The sequence below is a fragment of the Pseudomonas sp. F2 genome (assembly GCF_057174385.1).
In genome coordinates, this window is the sequence record NZ_CM169904.1 from 474,430 (window position 1) to 493,996 (window position 19,567).

Annotated in this window: 2 protein-coding genes (1 of these 2 cut by a window edge); both read left to right on the forward strand. The window is 63.9% G+C overall.

From position 1 onward, the window contains the following. Positions 1-12,321, forward strand: a complete 12,321-nt coding sequence (locus AC193Q_RS02165; RefSeq protein WP_483879092.1) for a non-ribosomal peptide synthetase — start codon at positions 1-3, stop codon at positions 12,319-12,321. Then, positions 12,321-19,567, forward strand: the 5' portion of a protein-coding gene (locus AC193Q_RS02170) for a non-ribosomal peptide synthase/polyketide synthase (RefSeq protein ID WP_483879093.1). Its footprint extends 7,750 nt past the window's final position; 7,247 of the gene's 14,997 nt are visible here — the first part of the coding sequence; it begins with the start codon at positions 12,321-12,323; its stop codon lies off the right edge, out of view. Before AC193Q_RS02165 ends, AC193Q_RS02170 begins: the two co-directional genes overlap by 1 nt.

Sequence of the window (19,567 nt, forward strand, 5' to 3'; positions counted from 1 at the left end):
ATGAATGCTGAAGACTCCTTGAAACTTGCTCGCCGGTTTATCGGGTTGCCCCTGGAAAAGCGCCAGATGTTCCTCGCGGCCCTGCACAAGGAGGGCGTGGATTTCTCGCGGTTCCCGATACCCGCCGGCATAGAAGCCGAGGATCGTCAGGCGCTGTCCTACGCGCAGCGCCGTATGTGGTTCCTGTGGCAACTCGATCCGCAGAGCGGCGCCTACAACTTGCCCGGTGCGGTGCGGCTCAACGGGCGGCTGAACCTGACAGCGCTGGAGCAAGCCTTCGCCAGCCTCGTGGAGCGTCACGAAACCCTGCGCACAGTGTTCCAGCGTCAGGCCGATGACAGCCTGCTGCAAGTGCCGGCCTCGGCGCCGCTACTGATTAACCGGGAAGACTTCAGCGCTCTGTCGGCCAGTGAGCGCGAACAGGCGGTGATCGATGCCGCCGAACAGCAGTCGCTGCTGCCATTCGATCTGGCGGTCGGCCCGTTGCTGCGAGTGACCTTGCTCAAGCTGGCCGAGCAGGAACACGTGCTGCTGCTGACCCTGCACCACATCGTGTCCGATGGCTGGTCGATGAACGTGTTGATCGACGAGTTCATCCGTTGCTACGACGCGTTCGACGCCGGTCAGGCGCCGCAATTGCCGCCACTGCCGATCCAGTACAGCGACTATGCGCTGTGGCAACGCCGCTGGCTGGAGGCCGGTGAGCAGGCGTGCCAGCTCGACTATTGGCAGGCGCAACTGGGTGACGAACACCCGGTGCTGGAATTGCCACTGGATCATTCGCGCCCGGCGATGCCGAGCTATCGCGGCACCCGTTACGAATTCGCGGTCGACGGGCAACTGGCCGAGCAACTGCGCAGCACGGCGCAACAGCATCAGGTTACCGTGTTCATGTTCCTGCTCGGCGCCTTCAATGCGCTGCTGCACCGTTACACCGGGCAGACCGACCTGCGTGTCGGCGTGCCGATCGCCAACCGCAATCGCGGCGAGATCGAGGGTCTGATCGGCTTCTTCGTCAACACCCAGGTGCTGCGCACGCAAGTCGACGGCCAGACTCGGGTCGACGAATTGCTGCGAGCGGTCAAGGAAACTGCGCTGGGTGCGCAGGCGCATCAGGATCTGCCGTTCGAGCAACTGGTCGAAGCGCTGAAGCTGGAACGCAGCCTCAGCCACACGCCGCTGTTCCAGGTGATGTACAACCACCAGCCGCACGTCGCCGATATCGCCACCCTCCGCACCGCATCCGGCCTGCAACTCGACAGCCTCGACTGGCAGAGCCGCACCACCCAGTTCGACCTGACGCTGGACACCTGGGAGCAGGGCGGCAAGCTGCACGCCGCGCTGACCTACGCCAGCGACCTGTTCGCTGCACCGACCATCGAGCGCATGGCGCGGCACTGGTTGCGCCTGCTGACGGCGATGGTCGCTGATCCGTCGCAGCGCATCGGTGAATTGCCGCTGTTGGAGGCTGACGAGCAGCGCACGCTGGTGCACGACTGGAACAACGTCCACGCGCAGTACCCGAGCGACACGCCGATTCACCAGTTGATCGAAGCGCAGGTCGCGCGTACGCCGCAGGCACCGGCACTGCTGTTCGGCGAACAGACCCTGAGTTACGCCGAACTGGATGCCCGGGCCAATCGCCTGGCGCATCTGCTGCGCGAACAAAGTGTGCAGGCGGACAGTCTGGTTGGCGTGTGCGCCCTGCGTTCGGTGGAAATGGTCGTCGCGCTGCTGGCGATTCTCAAGGCTGGCGGCGCTTACGTGCCGCTCGATCCGGAGTACCCGCAGGAGCGTCTGGCCTACATGATCGAGGACAGCGGCATTACGTTGCTGCTGACGCAAGAAGCGCTGCTGGCAACGCTGCCGACTGACGGCGTGAACGTCATCACCGTGGATCAGCCGGGGCTGCTCGACCGCTACAGTGCCAGCCGTCCCGACATCAGTGTCGATCCGCTGAATCTGGCGTATGTGATTTACACCTCGGGTTCCACCGGCAAGCCGAAGGGCGCCGGCAACAGCCACGCGGCGCTGGTCAACCGTTTGTGCTGGATGCAGCAAGCCTATGCGCTGGACGCCCGTGATTCGGTGCTGCAGAAAACCCCGTTCAGCTTCGACGTGTCGGTGTGGGAGTTCTTCTGGCCGCTGCTGACCGGCGCGCGCCTTGTGGTGGCCGCGCCGGGCGCGCACCGTGATCCGCTGCAACTGATCGATAGCATCAACCGCCACGGCATCAGCACGCTGCACTTCGTGCCGTCGATGTTGCAGGCGTTCATCCACGAACCGGGCGTGGAAAGCTGCAGCAGTCTCAAGCGGATTGTCTGCAGCGGTGAAGCGTTGCCGCTGGATGCGCAGCTGCAAGTCTTCGCCAAGCTGCCGAACGCCAACCTCTACAACTTGTATGGCCCGACCGAAGCGGCCATCGACGTCACCCACTGGACCTGTGTCGATGAAGGCGCCGACAGCGTCCCGATCGGCCGGCCGATCGCCAACCTGCGCACCCATGTCCTCGATGCCGAATTGCTGCCGGTGCCGAGCGGTGTCGCCGGTGAACTGTATCTGGGTGGCGCCGGGCTGGCGCGCAGTTATCACCAGCGTCCGGCGCTGACGGCCGAACGTTTTGTGCCGTGCCCGTTCCATGACGGCGCGCGCCTGTACCGCACCGGCGACCGTGTGCGGCAGCGCGCCGACGGGGTGATCGAATACCTCGGTCGTCTCGACCATCAGGTGAAGTTGCGCGGCCTGCGCATCGAGCTGGGTGAAATCGAGACCCGCCTGATGCAGCACTCGCGGGTGCGTGAGGCGGTGGTGCTGGTGCAGGGCGGCAAGCATCTGGTGGCTTACCTTGTGCTGGAACAGGCGCAAGCGGACGAACAGTGGCAGCAAGAGGTCAAGGCGTGGCTGCTCGGCAGCCTGCCGGAATTCATGGTGCCGACCTACCTGATCACCCTCGACAAATTGCCGGTCACCGCCAACGGCAAACTCGACCGCAAGGCCTTGCCGCAACCGGATGCCGCACCGCAACAGGTGTTCGTGGCACCGCAGGATGCAATGCAAAAAGCCCTCGCGGCGATCTGGGAAGCTGTGCTCGGCCTTGAACGTGTTGGCCTCGAAGACAATTTCTTCGAGCTGGGCGGCGATTCGATCATCTCGATTCAAGTGGTCAGCCGCGCGCGGCAGGCCGGGATCCGTATCAGCCCGCGTGACCTGTTCCAGTACCAGACCGTGCGCAGTCTGGCGCTGGTCGCGAGCCACGATCATCTGTCCTCGGTGGATCAGGGACCGGTGAGCGGCGATGCCGTACTCGGGCCGATCCAGCAGGATTTCTTCAACCGCGCGATGCCGGTGCGCGAGCATTGGAACCAGTCGTTGCTGCTGACCCCGCGTGAGGCATTGAACGCGCAATGGCTCGATGTTGCGCTGACGCAGCTGATCAATCACCACGATGCCTTGCGCCTGCGTTTTGTCGAAAGCAGCGAAGGCTGGCAACAAAGCCACGGCCCGCTGCTGACCGGAGCCGAGCTGTGGCAACGCGATGCCGAATCTGCCGAACAGTTGCAGGCACTGTGCAACCAAGCTCAGCGCAGCCTCGACCTGCAAAACGGCCCGCTGTTGCGCGCGTTGTTGGTGACGATGGCCGACGGCTCGCAACGACTGGCACTGATCATTCATCACCTCGCGGTCGATGGCGTTTCCTGGCGGGTGCTGCTGGAAGATTTGCAGCAGGCTTACGAGCAACTGGCGGCGGGTGGCGGCATTCAGTTGCCGGCCAAGACCAGCGCCTTCCAGAGTTGGACCGCGCGTCTGGCGCAGGACGCGTCGCGCTTCGATGAACAATTGGGTTATTGGAAAGCCCAGCATCAGGGCGCCAAGGATCTGCCGTGCGACCGCCCGGATGGCAGCCTGCAAAATTTGCATGGCGAGAAAATCGAATGGCGCCTCGACGCCGAGCGCACCCGCCAGTTGCTGCAACAGGCGCCGGCCGCGTATCGCACCCAGGTCAACGATCTGTTGCTTACTGCACTGGCGCGCACCATCAGTCGCTGGAGCCAGCAGCCGGGCGCGCTGGTCGAACTGGAAGGGCATGGCCGCGAAGACCTGTTCGATGACGTCGACCTGACCCGCACCGTGGGCTGGTTCACCAGCCTGTTCGCGGTCAACCTGACTGCGAGCGAGGATCTCGACGGTTCGATCAAGGCGATCAAGGAGCAACTGCGCGCGGTGCCGGACAAGGGGCTAGGTTACGGCGTGCTACGGCATCTGGCCGCGCCGTCGGTGCGTGCTGAATTGGCCGGGTTGCCGCAACCGCGTATCACCTTCAATTATCTGGGCCAGTTCGACCGTCAGTTCGACGAGGCGGCGCTGTTCGTGCCGGCTGTTGAAACCAGCGGCGTGGCGCAGGATCCGTCGGCGCCTCTGGGCAACTGGCTGACCGTGGAAGGTCAGGTGTATGGCGGCGAATTGTCGATGAGCTGGGGCTTCAGCCGCGAGATGTTCGACAGCGCCACGGTGCAGCACTTGGTCGATCAATACGCCAGCGAATTGCAGGCGCTGATCGAACACTGCTGCACGCTACCCATTGCGCAAGCGACGCCGTCGGACTTCCCGCTGGCTCGGGTGACCCAGGCGCAACTGGATGCGCTGCCGGTGCCGGCCGGCCAGCTCGATGATGTCTATCCGCTGTCGCCGATGCAGCAGGGGTTGCTGTTCCACACCCTCTACGAGCAAGCGGCGGGGGAGTACATCAACCAGTTGCGCGTGGATGTGCAAGGTCTTGACCCTGAGCGCTTCCGCGCTGCATGGCAGGCCACTGTCGCTGCGCAGGACATTCTGCGCAGCGGTTTCGTCTGGCAGGGCGAACTGACGCAACCGCTGCAGATCGTGCACAAACAGGTGCAGTTGCCATTCAGCATTCTTGACTGGCGCGAGCGCGACGATCAGCCGGCAGACCTTGCGGCGCTGGCCGATGCCGAGCGTCAGCAAGGGTTTGATTTGAGCCATGCTCCGTTGCTGCGTCTGGTGCTGGTGCAGACCGCTGCCGAGCAATGGCACCTGATCTACACCCATCACCACATCCTGATGGACGGCTGGAGCAACTCGCAGTTACTCGGCGAAGTGTTGCAGCGCTACAGCGGTCGCACCCCGGCCCATGGCGGCGGACGTTATCGCGATTACATCGCTTGGCTGCAACGTCAGGACGGCAAGCTCAGTCAGGACTTCTGGAGCGCCCAGTTGGCTGCGCTGCAAGAGCCGACCCGACTGGCCCGCGCCGCTACCGGCGGCGAGCGCGCCAGCGGCCACGGCGACCATTATCTGACGCTGGACGTGACGCGCACCCAGGCGCTGGAAGCGTTTGCCCGGCAGCAGAAAGTCACCGTCAACACCCTGGTGCAAGCTGCGTGGCTGCTGTTGCTGCAACGCTACACCGGTCACGAAGCGGTGGCATTTGGAGCGACCGTGGCCGGGCGTCCGGCGGATTTGCCGGGCATTGAGCAGCAGGTCGGCCTGTTCATCAACACCCTGCCGGTGATCGGCGCGCCGCGTCCGGACCACAGCGTTGGCCAATGGCTGCAAGCGGTGCAGGCACAAAACCTCAGCCTGCGCGACTTCGAACATACGCCGCTGGCGGATATCCAGCGCTGGGCCGGGCAGGGCGGGGAAGCGCTGTTCGACAACATTCTGGTGTTCGAAAACTACCCGGTCGTCCAGGCGCTGAGTCAGGCCGGGCAAGGCCTGACATTCGGTGAGGTCGGCAACCTGGAGCAAACCCATTACGCCCTGAGCGTGGCGGTCACCCTCGGTCAACAACTGGCGCTGCACTACAGCTTCGACCGCAGCCAGTTTGCCGGTGAGGTGATCGAAGGCATCAGTGCCCACCTGCTGCAGTTGCTTGAGCAATTTGCGCTGTCGGCCGAGCGCAACCTTGGTGAAATCGCTCTGGCCAGCGCGCAAGAGCATGCCCGCCAGCAAGCCGAAAACCAGCCGCAGCCGTACCCGCTGGACACCGCTGTGCATCAGCGCATTGCCGCGCTGGCGGTCGAGCGCCCGCAGCGCACCGCAGTGATCTTCAACGGTCAGCACTTCAGTTATGGCGAGATCGAGCAGCGTGCCAATCAACTGGCTCACGCGCTGATCGCCCGTGGTGTTGGCGCCGAGACCCGGGTCGGCGTGGCCCTGCCGCGCAGCGAGGCGGTGATCGTCGCGCTGCTGGCGGTGCTCAAGGCCGGCGGTGCGTATGTGCCGCTGGACACCAGTTACCCGCGTGAACGCCTGGCCTATCTGATCGAGGATTCAGGGCTGGCGCTGCTGATCAGCGACTCGTCGGTGTCGGCGCAATTGCCGGTCGGCGAATCGGTGCCGTTGCTGGAGCTGGATCGTCTCGACCTGCGCGAGTTGCCGAGCACGGCGCCACAGGTCGCAGTCGATCCGCATAACCTCGCGTACGTGATCTACACCTCCGGTTCCACCGGCAATCCGAAAGGCGTCAGCGTTGCTCACGGCCCATTGGCGATGCATTGCCAGGCCATTGGTCAGCGCTACGAAATGCGCGACAGTGACTGCGAATTCCACTTCATGTCGTTCGCCTTCGACGGTGCCCACGAACGCTGGCTGACCAGCCTGACCCACGGGGCTTCGCTGCTGATTCGCGACGACACGCTGTGGACACCGGAGCAGACCTACAACGCGATGATCGAACACGGCGTGAGCGTGGTCGCGTTCCCGCCGGTGTACCTGCAACAACTGGCCGAACACGCCGAGCGTGTCGGCAACCCGCCGAAGGTGCGGATCTATTGCTTCGGCGGCGATGCGGTGCCAAACGCCAGTTTCGAACGGGTCAAACGCGCGCTCGATCCGGACTACATCATCAACGGCTACGGCCCGACCGAAACCGTGGTCACGCCATTGATCTGGAAGGCTGGCCGTGAAGAGCCATGCGGCGCCGCTTACGCACCGATCGGCAGCCGGATCGGCGACCGTAGCGCCTACGTGCTCGACGCCGATCTGAACCTGCTGCCACAAGGCATGGCCGGTGAGTTGTACCTCGGTGGTACTGGGTTGGCGCGGGGGTATCTGAATCGTCCGGGGCTGACCGCCGAGCGTTTTGTCGCCGATCCGTTCAGCGCAAATGGCGGCTTGCTCTATCGCACCGGCGACCTGGTGCGCCAGCGTGTCGACGGCACCTTTGACTATCTGGATCGCATCGACAATCAGGTGAAGATTCGCGGGTTCCGTATCGAACTGGGCGAAGCCGAAGCGGCGCTGCAAGCCCTCGACGGCGTGCGTGAAGCGGTGGTCGTGGCGCAGGAAGGCAGCGCCGGCAGTGGCAAGCGTCTGGTGGCCTACGTGGTCGGTGATTCGGCCCGTGCCGACTTCACCGACCACCTGCGCGCGCAGCTCAAGGCCAGCCTGCCGGCGCACATGGTGCCGGCGTATGTCCTGCGTCTTGAGCGCATGCCGCTGACGCCGAACGGCAAGCTCGATCGCAAGAACCTGCCGAAACCGGATGTCAGCCAACTGCAACCAACCTATGTCGCCCCACAGAGCGCGCTGGAGCAGCAACTGGCGGCGATCTGGCAGGACGTGCTCAAGCTTGAGCAGGTCGGCGTCAGCGACAACTTCTTCGAACTGGGTGGCGACTCGATCATCTCGATTCAAGTGGTCAGCCGGGCGCGGCAGGCCGGGATTCGCTTCAGCCCCAAAGACCTGTTCCAGCACCAGACCATTCAGGCCCTGGCCACAGTCGCGCAGACCGGCGAAGCGGTGCAGCCCATCGATCAGCATGCGCAAACCGGCGAAACCGCGCTGCTGCCGATTCATCAGGCATTCTTCGCCGAAGCGATTCCCGACCGTCACCACTGGAACCAGTCGGTGATGCTCAAGCCGACGCAGGCACTGGATGCTCAGGTACTGGAGCAGGCGCTGGATGCGTTGGTGGTGCAGCACGACAGCTTGCGTCTGGAGTTTGTCGAGCAGGCCGCGGGTTGGTCGGCGCATTACCGCGACGTTGCCACGCAAGCGGAGGAAACCATTCTCTGGCAAGTCGAGGTCGCTGATCTCGCCGCCCTTGAGGCACTGGGCAACAAGGCCCAGCGCAGCCTGCAACTGAGCGGCGGCTCACTGATCCGCGCGGTGCTGGCGAACCTGGCTGATGGCAGTCAGCGCCTGCTGCTGATTGTCCATCACCTGGTGGTCGATGGCGTGTCGTGGCGGATTCTGTTCGAAGATTTGCAACATGCTTACCGGCAGATTCTCGCCGGTCACGCTGTGCAGTTGCCGGCCAAGACCAGTGGGCTCAAAGCCTGGGCGGCGGCGTTGCAGGACTACGCCACAACGCCTGCATTGCAGGCCGAACTGGGCTTCTGGCAGCAGCAGTTGCAGGGCGCTTCGGCGGCGTTGCCTTACGACCGTCCGCAGGGTGGTCAGCAACACGATCAGGCGCTGACCCTGCGCCGCAAACTCGATCAGACCCTGACCCGTCAGCTGTTGCAGGAAGCTCCGGCAGCCTATCGCACCCAGGTCAACGACCTGTTGCTGACCGCGCTGGCGCGGGTGCTGGTGCGCTGGACCGGGGACGACAATGCACTGGTATTGCTTGAGGGCCATGGTCGCGAAGACCTGTTCGAACACATCGATCTGACCCGCACCGTGGGCTGGTTCACCAGCGTATTCCCGGCACGCCTGGCACCGGCCGCCGAACTCGGCGCGTCGCTCAAGCAGATCAAGGAACAGCTGCGGGCGATCCCCCACAAGGGCATCGGCTTCGGCGCACTCGCGCACCTCGGTGATGAGCCGACACGTACCGCCCTGCAAGCCTTGCCGGCGCCGCGCCTGACCTTCAACTATCTTGGCCAGTTCGACGGTAGCTTCGATGCCGCCAGCGACGCTCTGTTCGTGCCGACCAGCGAGTCCGGCGGCGCCGAGGTCAACCTGCAAGGGCCGCTGGGCAATCCGCTGGCGCTCAACAGCAAGGTGTTCGGCGGTGAGCTGGACCTGAGCTGGACCTACAGCGGCGCGATGTTCGACACCGCCACCATTCAGCGTCTGGCCGACGACTATGTGCAGGAACTGACCGCGCTGATCAGCCACTGCTGCGACACTGCCAACCGTGGTGTGACGCCGTCGGACTTCCCGTTGGCGCAACTGTCGCAAGCGCAACTTGACGCGCTGGTACTGGAGCCGCAAGGCATCGACGACATCTATCCGCTGTCGCCGATGCAGCAGGGCATGCTGTTCCACACCTTGCTCGAACACGGCAATGGCGACTACATCAACCAGATGCGCCTGGACGTCGACGGTGTCGATCCGCAACGCTTCCGCGCAGCGTGGCAGGCGGCGGTAGATGCCCACGACATCCTGCGCAGCGGCTTCTTCTGGCAAGGCGATCTGCCGCAACCGGTGCAAGTGGTGCAGCGTCAGGTCGAGGTGCCGTTCAGCGTACTCGACTGGCACGGCAGGACTGATCTGGAGGCAGCGCTGCAAACCCTCGCCGATGAGGAGCGCGCACTGGGTCTGGACCTGAGCTGCGCACCGCTGATGCGTCTGGTGCTGGTGCGCACTGCAGCCGAGCGTTATCACCTGATCTACACCAACCATCACATCCTGATGGACGGCTGGAGCAGCGCGCAGTTGCTCGGCGAAGTGTTGCAGCACTACAGCGGCGAAGCGGTCGCCCGTGGCGCGGGTCGCTACCGCGATTACATCGCCTGGCTGCAACGTCAGGATGGCGCGGCGGCTGAAGCTTACTGGCGGGCGACGCTGGGCAATCTGCAGGAACCGACGCGCCTGGCCAATGCCATCGCACGGCCGCAGGCCGGTTTGCCGAGCGTGGGTTACGGCGATCATTACCAGGTGCTCGACGCTGAGCTGAGCCAGCGCCTGGGCGAGTTTGCCCGGGCCGCGAAAGTCACCGTCAACACCGTGGTGCAAGCGGCGTGGCTGCTGCTGTTGCAGCGCTACACCGGCAAGGATTGCGTGGCGTTCGGCGCCACCGTCGCCGGGCGCCCGGCGGACCTGCCGGGTGCCGAAGCGCAGATCGGCCTGTTCATCAACACGCTGCCGGTGATCGCTGCGCCGTCCGCGCAGCAGAGCGTGATCGCCTGGCTGCAAGCGGTGCAGGCGCAGAACCTCGCCTCACGCGAGTTCGAACACACGCCGCTGGCGGACATTCAGCGCTGGGCCGGGCAGGGCGGCGACGCGCTGTTCGACAGCCTGATGGTGTTCGAGAACTACCCGATTGGCGAGGCGCTGGAACGCGGTGCGCCGCAAGGTCTGCGCTTCGGCGCGGTGGCCAATCAGGAACAGACCAACTATCCGCTGACCCTGCTGGTGAACATGGGCGCGCAACTGTCGGTGCATTTCAGTTATCAGCACGACAGCTTCGCGGCAGCCAGCGTGGCGCAGTTGGGCGCGCATTTGCAGCGTCTGCTGAGCCAGATGGCGGATGCCGGTGAGCGTTCGCTCAGCGAACTGAACCTGATCGAACACCGCCCGCCGGTGAACGGCGATTTCGTTACCGAGCGGTGCATCCATCAAGCCATCGCCCATCAAGTGGCGGCGACCCCGGATGCCTTGGCGGTGACCTTCGCCCATACGCAACTAACCTATGCCGAGCTGGACGCGCAGGCCAATCGTCTGGCGCACAAACTGCTTGAGTTGGGCGTCGGCCCGGAAGTGCGCGTGGGCGTGGCGATGCCGCGTTCCGAGCAGTTGCTGGTCGCCTTGCTCGCGGTGCTCAAGTCTGGCGGTGCGTATGTGCCGCTGGACCCGGATTACCCGGCGGATCGCGTTGCCTACATGCTGGAGGACAGCCGGGCGCGGGTGTTGCTGACCGAACAGGCGGTTGCCTCGACCCTGAGCGTGCCGGGCGATACGCAAGTGCTGCTGATGGATCAGGTTTCGTTGAGCGGTTATTCGACTGTTGCGCCACAGACTGCGGTGCAACCGGACAACCTCGCCTACGTAATCTACACCTCCGGCTCCACCGGCAAACCGAAAGGCGTAGCAATTGCCCACCGTAACGTCATGGCGTTGATCGACTGGTCGGCCAAGGTCTACCGCCGCGAGGACATTCAAGGCGTACTGGCCTCGACGTCGGTGTGCTTCGACCTGTCGGTCTGGGAGCTGTTTGTCACTCTCGCCAACGGCGGTTCGCTGATCATCGCCCGTAATGCCTTGGAGCTGCCGCACCTGCCGGCCCGCGATCAGGTGCGCCTGATCAACACTGTGCCGTCGGCGATTGCCGCACTGCACCGCGCGGGGCAGATTCCGCCAAGTGTGCGCATCATCAATCTGGCGGGTGAACCGCTGAAACAAGCGCTGGTGGAGGCGCTGTATCAGCAGTCAACCGTCGAGCACGTCTACGACCTGTACGGCCCGTCGGAAGACACCACCTATTCGACCTGGACCCGCCGCAGCGCTGGCGGTCAGGCGCGGATTGGGCGTGCCCTTGATCACAGCGCCAGCCATCTGCTGGATGCCGATCTGCACGCGGTGCCGCAGGGCGTTTCGGCGGAGCTGTTCCTGTCCGGCGCCGGCATCACGCGCGGTTATCTGGGGCGTGCGGCGATGACCGCCGAGCGCTTCGTGCCGAATCCTTTCGGCGGCAACGGCGAGCGCCTGTACCGCACCGGCGACCTGATTCGTCAGCGCGAGGAGGGCGAGCTGGAGTACATGGGCCGGATCGACCATCAGGTGAAAATTCGTGGATTCCGCATCGAACTGGGGGAAATCGAGGCGCGATTGCTCGCCCAGCCGACGGTCAGCGAAGCGGCGGTGCTGGCCGTCGACAGCGACAGCGGTGCGCAACTGGTGGCGTATGTGGTTGCCCCGCAATTGAACATGCACGACGGCGACGCGCAGCGGCAACTGCGCGAGGGACTAAAGACTGGCCTCAAGTCTTCGTTACCTGACTACATGATTCCCGCGCACCTGCTGTTCCTTGAGCAGTTGCCACTGACCCCCAACGGCAAACTCGACCGCAAGGCCCTGCCGGCGGTCGATGCCAGCCAGATGCAGGCCGCCTATGTCGCGCCGCACAGTGAGCTTGAGCAACAGGTCGCGGCGATCTGGCAGCAAGTGCTCGAAGTGCAACGCATCGGTCTGAACGATCACTTCTTCGAACTCGGCGGGCACTCGCTGCTGGCGGTCAACGTGGTGTCGCGCATGGCCCTGGAACTGGGCCTGACGCTGACCCCGCAACTGTTATTCCAGCACCCCGTCCTGAGCGATTTTGTCGCTCGACTCGATACAGGAGGCGGGGCAATCAACGAACAGAAACTGAGCAAGCTGGAAGCCCTGCTTGACGATATGGAGGAAGTCTGATGGACAAGAGTGTTGCTTTGAGGGTAGCCAAGCGCTTTATCACTCTGCCGCTGGACAAACGTAAGCTGTACCTGGAAAAGATGCTCGAAGAGGGTGTCTCTCCGGCCAACCTGCCGATCCCGGAAACACGTTCCGGGTTTGCGGCGATTCCTCTGTCGTATGCTCAGGAACGTCAACTGTTCCTCTGGCAAATGGACCCGCACAGCACCGCGTATCACATCCCCAGCGCCCTGCGCCTCAAGGGCCGGCTGGATGTGGCAGCGCTGGAGCGCAGCTTCAACGCAGTGGCGGCGCGCCATGAAAGCCTGCGCACCACTTTTGCCGAACAGGGTGAAAGCTTTTGCCAGGTGATTCATCCGCCGCTGCCGCTGAGCATCAGCCTGACGCCATTGCCGGAGGGCCTCGACGCCGCCGGTGAAGATGCCGCGATCAAGGCCTTCGTCGAGAGCGAAACCGCACGCCCGTTCAATTTGCAGCAGGACCCGCTGCTGCGGGTGGCGCTGCTGAAAGTGGCGGAAGACGACCATGTGCTGGTGCTGATCCAGCACCACATCATCGCCGATGGCTGGTCGATCAAAGTCCTGGTCAACGAGCTGATCCAGCATTACGCCGCCGACACCGCCGGGCAGCCGCTGAGCCTGCCGGAACTGGAAATACAGTACGCCGACTACGCGATCTGGCAGCGCCACTGGCTGGAAGCGGGCGAGCGTGAGCGCCAGTTGGCCTACTGGGTCAAGACCCTGGGCGGCGAGCAGCCGGTGCTGGAACTGCCGATCGATTTCCCGCGTCCGGCCGTGCAAAGCCTGCACGGTGCGCGGCTGGAACTGAACCTGCCGGCAGACCTCGGTAATGCCCTCAAACAGCTGGCGCAGCGCGAAGGTGCGAGCCTGTTCATGCTGCTGCTGGCGTCGTTTCAGGCGCTGCTGCATCGCTACAGCGGTCAGGCGCAGATTCGCGTCGGGGTGCCGACCGCCAACCGTAACCGGGTCGAGACCGAAGGCCTGATCGGCTTCTTCGTCAACACGCAAGTGCTGAATGCCGAGGTCAGCGGGCAGTTGCCGTTCAACCAGTTGCTGGCTCAGGTCAAGCAGGCGGCGATGGCTGCGCAGGCGCATCAGGATCTGCCGTTCGAGCAACTGATCGAAGCCTTGCAACCGGAGCGCAGCCTGAGCCACAGCCCGGTGTTCCAGGTGATGTTCAACCACCAGACCAGCCGAGACCAAGGCCGCAGCGCGGCGCAGTTGCCGCAACTGAGTGTCGAGGATGTGCAGTGGGAAGGGCGCACCGCGCAGTTCGATCTGACGCTGAATACCTACGAGTCCAGCGACGGCTTTGCCGCCGAGCTGATCTACGCCACTGATCTGTTCAAAGCTGAAACCGTCGAGCGCCTGGCGCGTCACTGGCAGAACTTGCTGCGCGGCATCGTCGCCGCACCGAGCCAGCGGGTCGGCGAATTGCCGTTGCTGGAAAGCGCCGAACACGGCGTGCTGTTGCAGGATTGGCTGCGCATCGCTGACCGCAGCACGCAAGCCGAATGCGTGCAGCAGGATTTCTCCCGACGTGCGCAGCAAACGCCGCAAGCCACTGCACTGATCATCGGCGAACACGTGCTGAGCTACGCCGAGCTGGATGCCCGCTCCAGTCAACTGGCGCACAAGCTGATCGAGGCCGGTGTCGGCCCGGATCAATTGGTCGGTATCGCCGTCGAGCGCAGCGTGGAAATGCTCGTCGGCCTGCTGGCGATCCTCAAGGCCGGCGGCGCTTATGTGCCGCTGGACCCTGCGTATCCACAGGATCGCCTGGCCTACATGATCGAGGACAGCGGCCTGCCATTGCTGCTGACCCAAAGCCATTTGCAGGCGCAGTTGCCGATCCCGCCGGGCGTGCAAACGCTGCTGCTGGATCAACCGCGCGAGTGGCTGGCGGCTTATCCACAGAGCGCGCCGGACGTTGCAGTCAATGGCGAGCACTTGGCCTACACGATCTACACCTCCGGTTCCACCGGCAAACCGAAAGGCGTGATGGTGCGCCACGCGGCGCTGAGCAACTTTGTCGCGAGCATGATCGAGCAGCCGGGCATCGTGGCCACGGATCGCATGCTGTCGCTGACCACCTTCTCGTTCGATATTTTCGGCCTGGAAATCTACGCTCCATTGCTGGCCGGCGCCTGTGTGGTGCTGACCGGCAAGGACGTGCATCAAGACCCGCAAGCGGTGCTCGAACTGATCGGGCGTCATGCCGTGACGACGCTGCAAGCCACGCCCTCGACCTGGCGCATGCTGCTGGACAACCAACAGGCGCCCATCCTTTCGGGCCGCACGTTCCTCTGTGGCGGTGAAGCGCTGCCGCAGGAACTGGCGCAACGCATGCTCGCACTGACGCCGAGGGTGTGGAACCTCTACGGCCCGACCGAAACCACTATCTGGTCGGCGCAGCATGCCTTGAGTGCGGACAACAGCCGTCCATTCCTCGGCACACCGATCGACAACACCGCGTTGTACATCCTCGGCAGCGACCTTGAGCTCAATCCGCTCGGCGCCCCGGGGGAACTGCTGATCGGCGGCGACGGCCTCGCTCGTGGTTACTTCCAGCGCCCGAGCCTGACCGCCGAACGCTTTGTCCCGGATCCCTTTTCGAAAACCGGCGCGCGTCTGTACCGCACCGGCGACCTGACCCGTTACCGCGCCGAAGGCGTGATCGAGTACATCGGGCGGATTGACCATCAGGTGAAAATCCGTGGTTTCCGGATTGAACTCGGTGAGATCGAAGCGCGTTTGCTCGCCCTCGGTAGCGTGCGCGAAACCGTCGTAGTCGCTCAGGACGGCCCGACCGGCCCGCAACTGGTCGGCTATGTGGTGCCGACCGCCGACAATATTGATGAAGGCGAACTGCGTGCTGCATTGAAAGCCAGCCTCAAGGCCGAACTGCCGGAATACATGGTGCCGGCGCACCTGTTGTTCCTCGCGCAACTGCCACTGACGCCGAACGGCAAAGTCGACCGCAAAGCCTTGCCAGCACCTGACGCCAGCCAACTGCAATCGACTTACATCGCCCCGCAAACCGCCACTCAACACAGCGTCGCCGAGATCTGGCAAGCGGTACTCAAGCTTGATCGCGTGGGCTTGAGCGACAACTTCTTCGAACTGGGCGGGCACTCGTTGCTGGTCACGCAAGTGGTCTCGCGCGTCCGTCAGGCGCTGAACGTGCAGGTACCGCTGCGCACGTTGTTCGAACACAGCACGCTGGAAGATTTTGTCGCCGCGCTGGGTGTCGATCAGGCGCATCGGGAGCCGCCGATTGTTGCCTTGCCCCGCCAGCAACCGCTGGCGCTGTCCTATGCCCAGGAACGTCAATGGTTCCTCTGGCAACTGCAACCGACCAGCACCGCTTATCACGTGCCGGCGGCGTTGCGTCTGCGCGGTGAGCTGGATCTGCCGGCGTTGCAGCGCAGCTTCGACGCTCTGATTGAACGCCACGAATCGCTGCGCACCTGCTTTGTCGAACAGCAGGGCCAGACCCTGCAAGTGATCCAGGCTCACGGCACGCTCGATATGCAGGTGCAGGACGTGGCGGCGGATCTCGACGAGGCGGCGCTGCAAGCGCTGGTCGCCGCCGAAACCCTGCACCTGTTCAATCTGCAGCAAGGCCCGTTGTTGCGGGTCAAACTGCTGCGCCTGGCCGCCGATGACCACTCGCTGGTCATCACCCTGCATCACATCGTTGCCGATGGCTGGTCGATGAATGTCATGGTCGATGAGCTGGTGGCGTTGTATGCCGCCCACAGCCAGGGCCAGCGCGTGCAATTGCCGGCGCTGCCGGTGCAATACGCCGACTACGCCGTGTGGCAGAAACAGTGGATGGACGCCGGTGAACGCGAGCGTCAATTGAGCTACTGGACCGCACAACTCGGCGCTGGCGATCAACCGCTGCTGGAGTTGCCGATCGACCGTCCGCGTCCAGCCGAGCAGAGCTATCGTGGCGCCCGTCGCGATATCCCGCTGAGCCGCGAACTGGCCACCGCGCTCAAGCAACTGGCGCAGCGCGAGAACGTTACGCTGTTTGCGCTGTTGTTGGCGTCATTCCAGACCTTGCTGCATCGCTACAGCGGTCAGGCCGATATCCGCGTCGGGGTGCCGGTGGCCAACCGCAACCGGGTCGAGACCGAAGGCCTGATCGGCTTCTTCGTCAACACCCAGGTACTGAAGGCCGAGTTCGACAGTCAGCAGACGTTCCGCAGCCTGCTGCAGCAAGTGAAAAATACGGTGCTGGGTGCGCAAGCGCATCAGGATCTGCCGTTTGAACAACTGGTCGATGCGCTGCAACCGGAGCGCAGCCTTAGCCACAGCCCGCTGTTCCAGGTGATGCACAACCACCAGAGCCAGGTGCGTCAGGCGCAGGGCGCCACACGTCTGCCAAAGCTGGCGATTGAAGGCTTGTCCTGGGCGTCCAGTACCGCGCAGTTCGACCTGACCCTGAACACCTTTGAATCGAGCGACAACGTCTGGGCCGAGCTGACCTATGCCACCGACCTGTTCGACGTCGAGACCATCGAACGCCTGGCGCAACACTGGACCCGTCTGCTGCAAGGCATCGTCGCCGACTGCGCTCAGCGCATTGCCGAACTGCCGCTGCATGACGCCGCCGAACACGCGGCGACCTTGCAGCAGTGGAACCCGGCCATCCGCGATTTCCCGAGCGAGCAGTGCCTGCATCAACGCATCGAACAACACGCCGCCCGCGCCCCGCAAGCGATTGCCGTGAGCTGTGCCGGGCAGTCCCTGAGCTACGGCGAGCTGAACAGCCGCGCCAACCAGTTGGCCCACAAGCTGATTGCCAGCGGTGTCGGCCCGGACGTGCGCGTCGGTCTGGCGGTGGGGCGCAGCCTCGACATGCTGGTCGGCCTGCTGGCGATTCTCAAGGCCGGCGGCGCCTATGTGCCGCTGGATCCGACCTACCCGGAAGAACGCCTGAGCTACATGATCGGCGACAGCGGCATCGCCTTGCTGCTGACCCAGAGTCATCTGCTGGGACGTCTGCCAGTACCCGATTCGCTGCGCAGCCTGATGCTCGATCAGGAACGCGACGGTCTGGAAGGCTACAGCGACAGCAATCCGCAAGTACGCATGAGCCCGGATAACCTGGCTTACGTGATCTACACCTCCGGTTCTACCGGTCAACCGAAGGGCACGTTGCTGGCCCATCGCAACGTGCTGCGCCTGTTCGAGGCCACTGATGCGTGGTTCGGTTTCGGCGCCACGGATGTCTGGAGCCTGTTCCATTCCTACGCTTTCGATTTCTCGGTGTGGGAGATTTTCGGGGCGCTGCTGTACGGCGGCAAACTGCTGGTGGTGCCTTACGAGGTCAGCCGCTCACCGGAAGATTTCTTCGCCTTGCTTTGCCGCGAAGGCATCACCGTGCTCAACCAGACGCCGTCGGCGTTCAAGCAATTGATGCAAGTGGCCTGCGCCCCGGAGCACGCGGCGCAAGCACTGGCGCTGCGTTACGTGGTGTTCGGCGGCGAGGCGCTGGAGGTCAAGAGCCTGCGTCCGTGGTTCGAGCGTTTCGGCGATCAGGCACCGCAACTGATCAACATGTACGGCATCACCGAAACCACCGTGCACGTGACCTACCGGCCGATTACGCTGGCCGACTTGCAGCGTGACGCCAGCAGCCCGATCGGCGAGCCGATTCCCGACCTGTCCTGGTACTTGCTCGACGGAGATCTGAACCCGGTCGCCAAAGGTTGCATCGGTGAGCTGTACGTCGGTCGTGCCGGCCTGGCTCGCGGTTACCTGAACCGCGCGGACCTGACCAGCCTGCGCTTTATTCCCGACCCGTTCGCCGCCGATGGCGGGCGTCTGTACCGTACCGGTGACCTGGCGCGCTACCGCGCCGACGGCGTGATCGAGTACATCGGCCGGATCGACCATCAGGTGAAGATTCGCGGTTTCCGTATCGAACTTGGCGAGATCGAAGCGCAACTGCTGGAACAGGCTGCGGTGCGCCAGGCCGTGGTGCTGGCGCAACCGGGGCTCAGCGGCCAGCAACTGGTGGCGTATCTGGTGCCAGGCGACGCCGCGCTGCTCGACGCAAGCCCGGCCGAACAGGCGCTGTGGCGTGACAGCGTGCGCGCCGAACTCAAGGCCAATCTGCCGGACCACATGGTCCCGGCGCACCTGTTGCTGCTGGCGCAATTGCCGTTGACCGCCAACGGCAAACTCAACCGCAACGCCTTGCCGTCACCGGACGCCAGCCAGGCGCAGCAGGCCTATCAGGCGCCGCAAAGCGCGATGGAGCAGGGGCTGGCCGCAATCTGGCAGGACGTACTGAAGCTGTCGCAAGTCGGGATCCACGACAATTTCTTCGAATTGGGCGGCGACTCGATTATCTCGATTCAGGTGGTCAGTCGCGCCCGTCAGGCCGGCATTCGCCTCAATCCCAAAGACCTGTTCCAGCACCAGACCGTGCAGCGTCTGGCGCTGGTCGCGCAGTGGGGTGGCGACGAATCGAGCATTGATCAGCAAGCCGCAAGCGGTGCAGCGTTGCTGCTGCCGATCCAGCAGCAATTTTTCGCCGACGACATTCCGCAGCGTCATCACTGGAACCAGTCGGTGCTGCTGCAACCGCGGCAGACGCTGGACGCTGAGAAAATCGAGCAAGTGTTGCGCGCCCTGGTGGCCCATCACGATGCCTTGCGCCTGAGCTTCACCCAGCACGATGGCGTGTGGCAGGCCGAGCACCGCGCGGTCGAAGCGCTGCCACAGAACCTGCTTTGGCAGGAACACGTTGCTGATGCCGCCGCCCTTGAAGCCTTGGGTAATCGCGCCCAGCGCAGCCTCGATCTGCAACACGGGCCGTTGCTGCGTGCGGTGCTGGCGACTCTGGCCGATGGCACGCAGCGGTTGCAGTTGGTGATTCATCACCTGGCGGTGGACGGCGTGTCGTGGCGGATTCTGCTGGAGGACCTGCAAAACGCTTATCAGCAGTTGCTCAACGATCAGCCGTTGAGCCTGCCGTCCCGGACCAGTGCCTTCAAGGACTGGGGCGAGCACTTGCAGCGCTACGCCAACAGCCCGGCGTTGCAGGCCGAACTGGATTATTGGCAGGCCTGCCTGAGCGATGTGAGCACCGATCTGCCGTGCAAGCGCGTTGACGCCAGCCAGGACAATCGTCTGGCCCAGACCGTACAAACCCGCCTCGACACCGAGCTGACCCGGCAACTGCTGCAAGAGGCCCCGGCGGCGTA

Bases quoted from the DNA above. Each gene is read 5' to 3' on its own strand.
- AC193Q_RS02165 (WP_483879092.1), top strand. From the start codon at position 1: ATGAATGCTGAAGACTCCTTGAAACTTGCTCGCCGGTTTATCGGGTTG.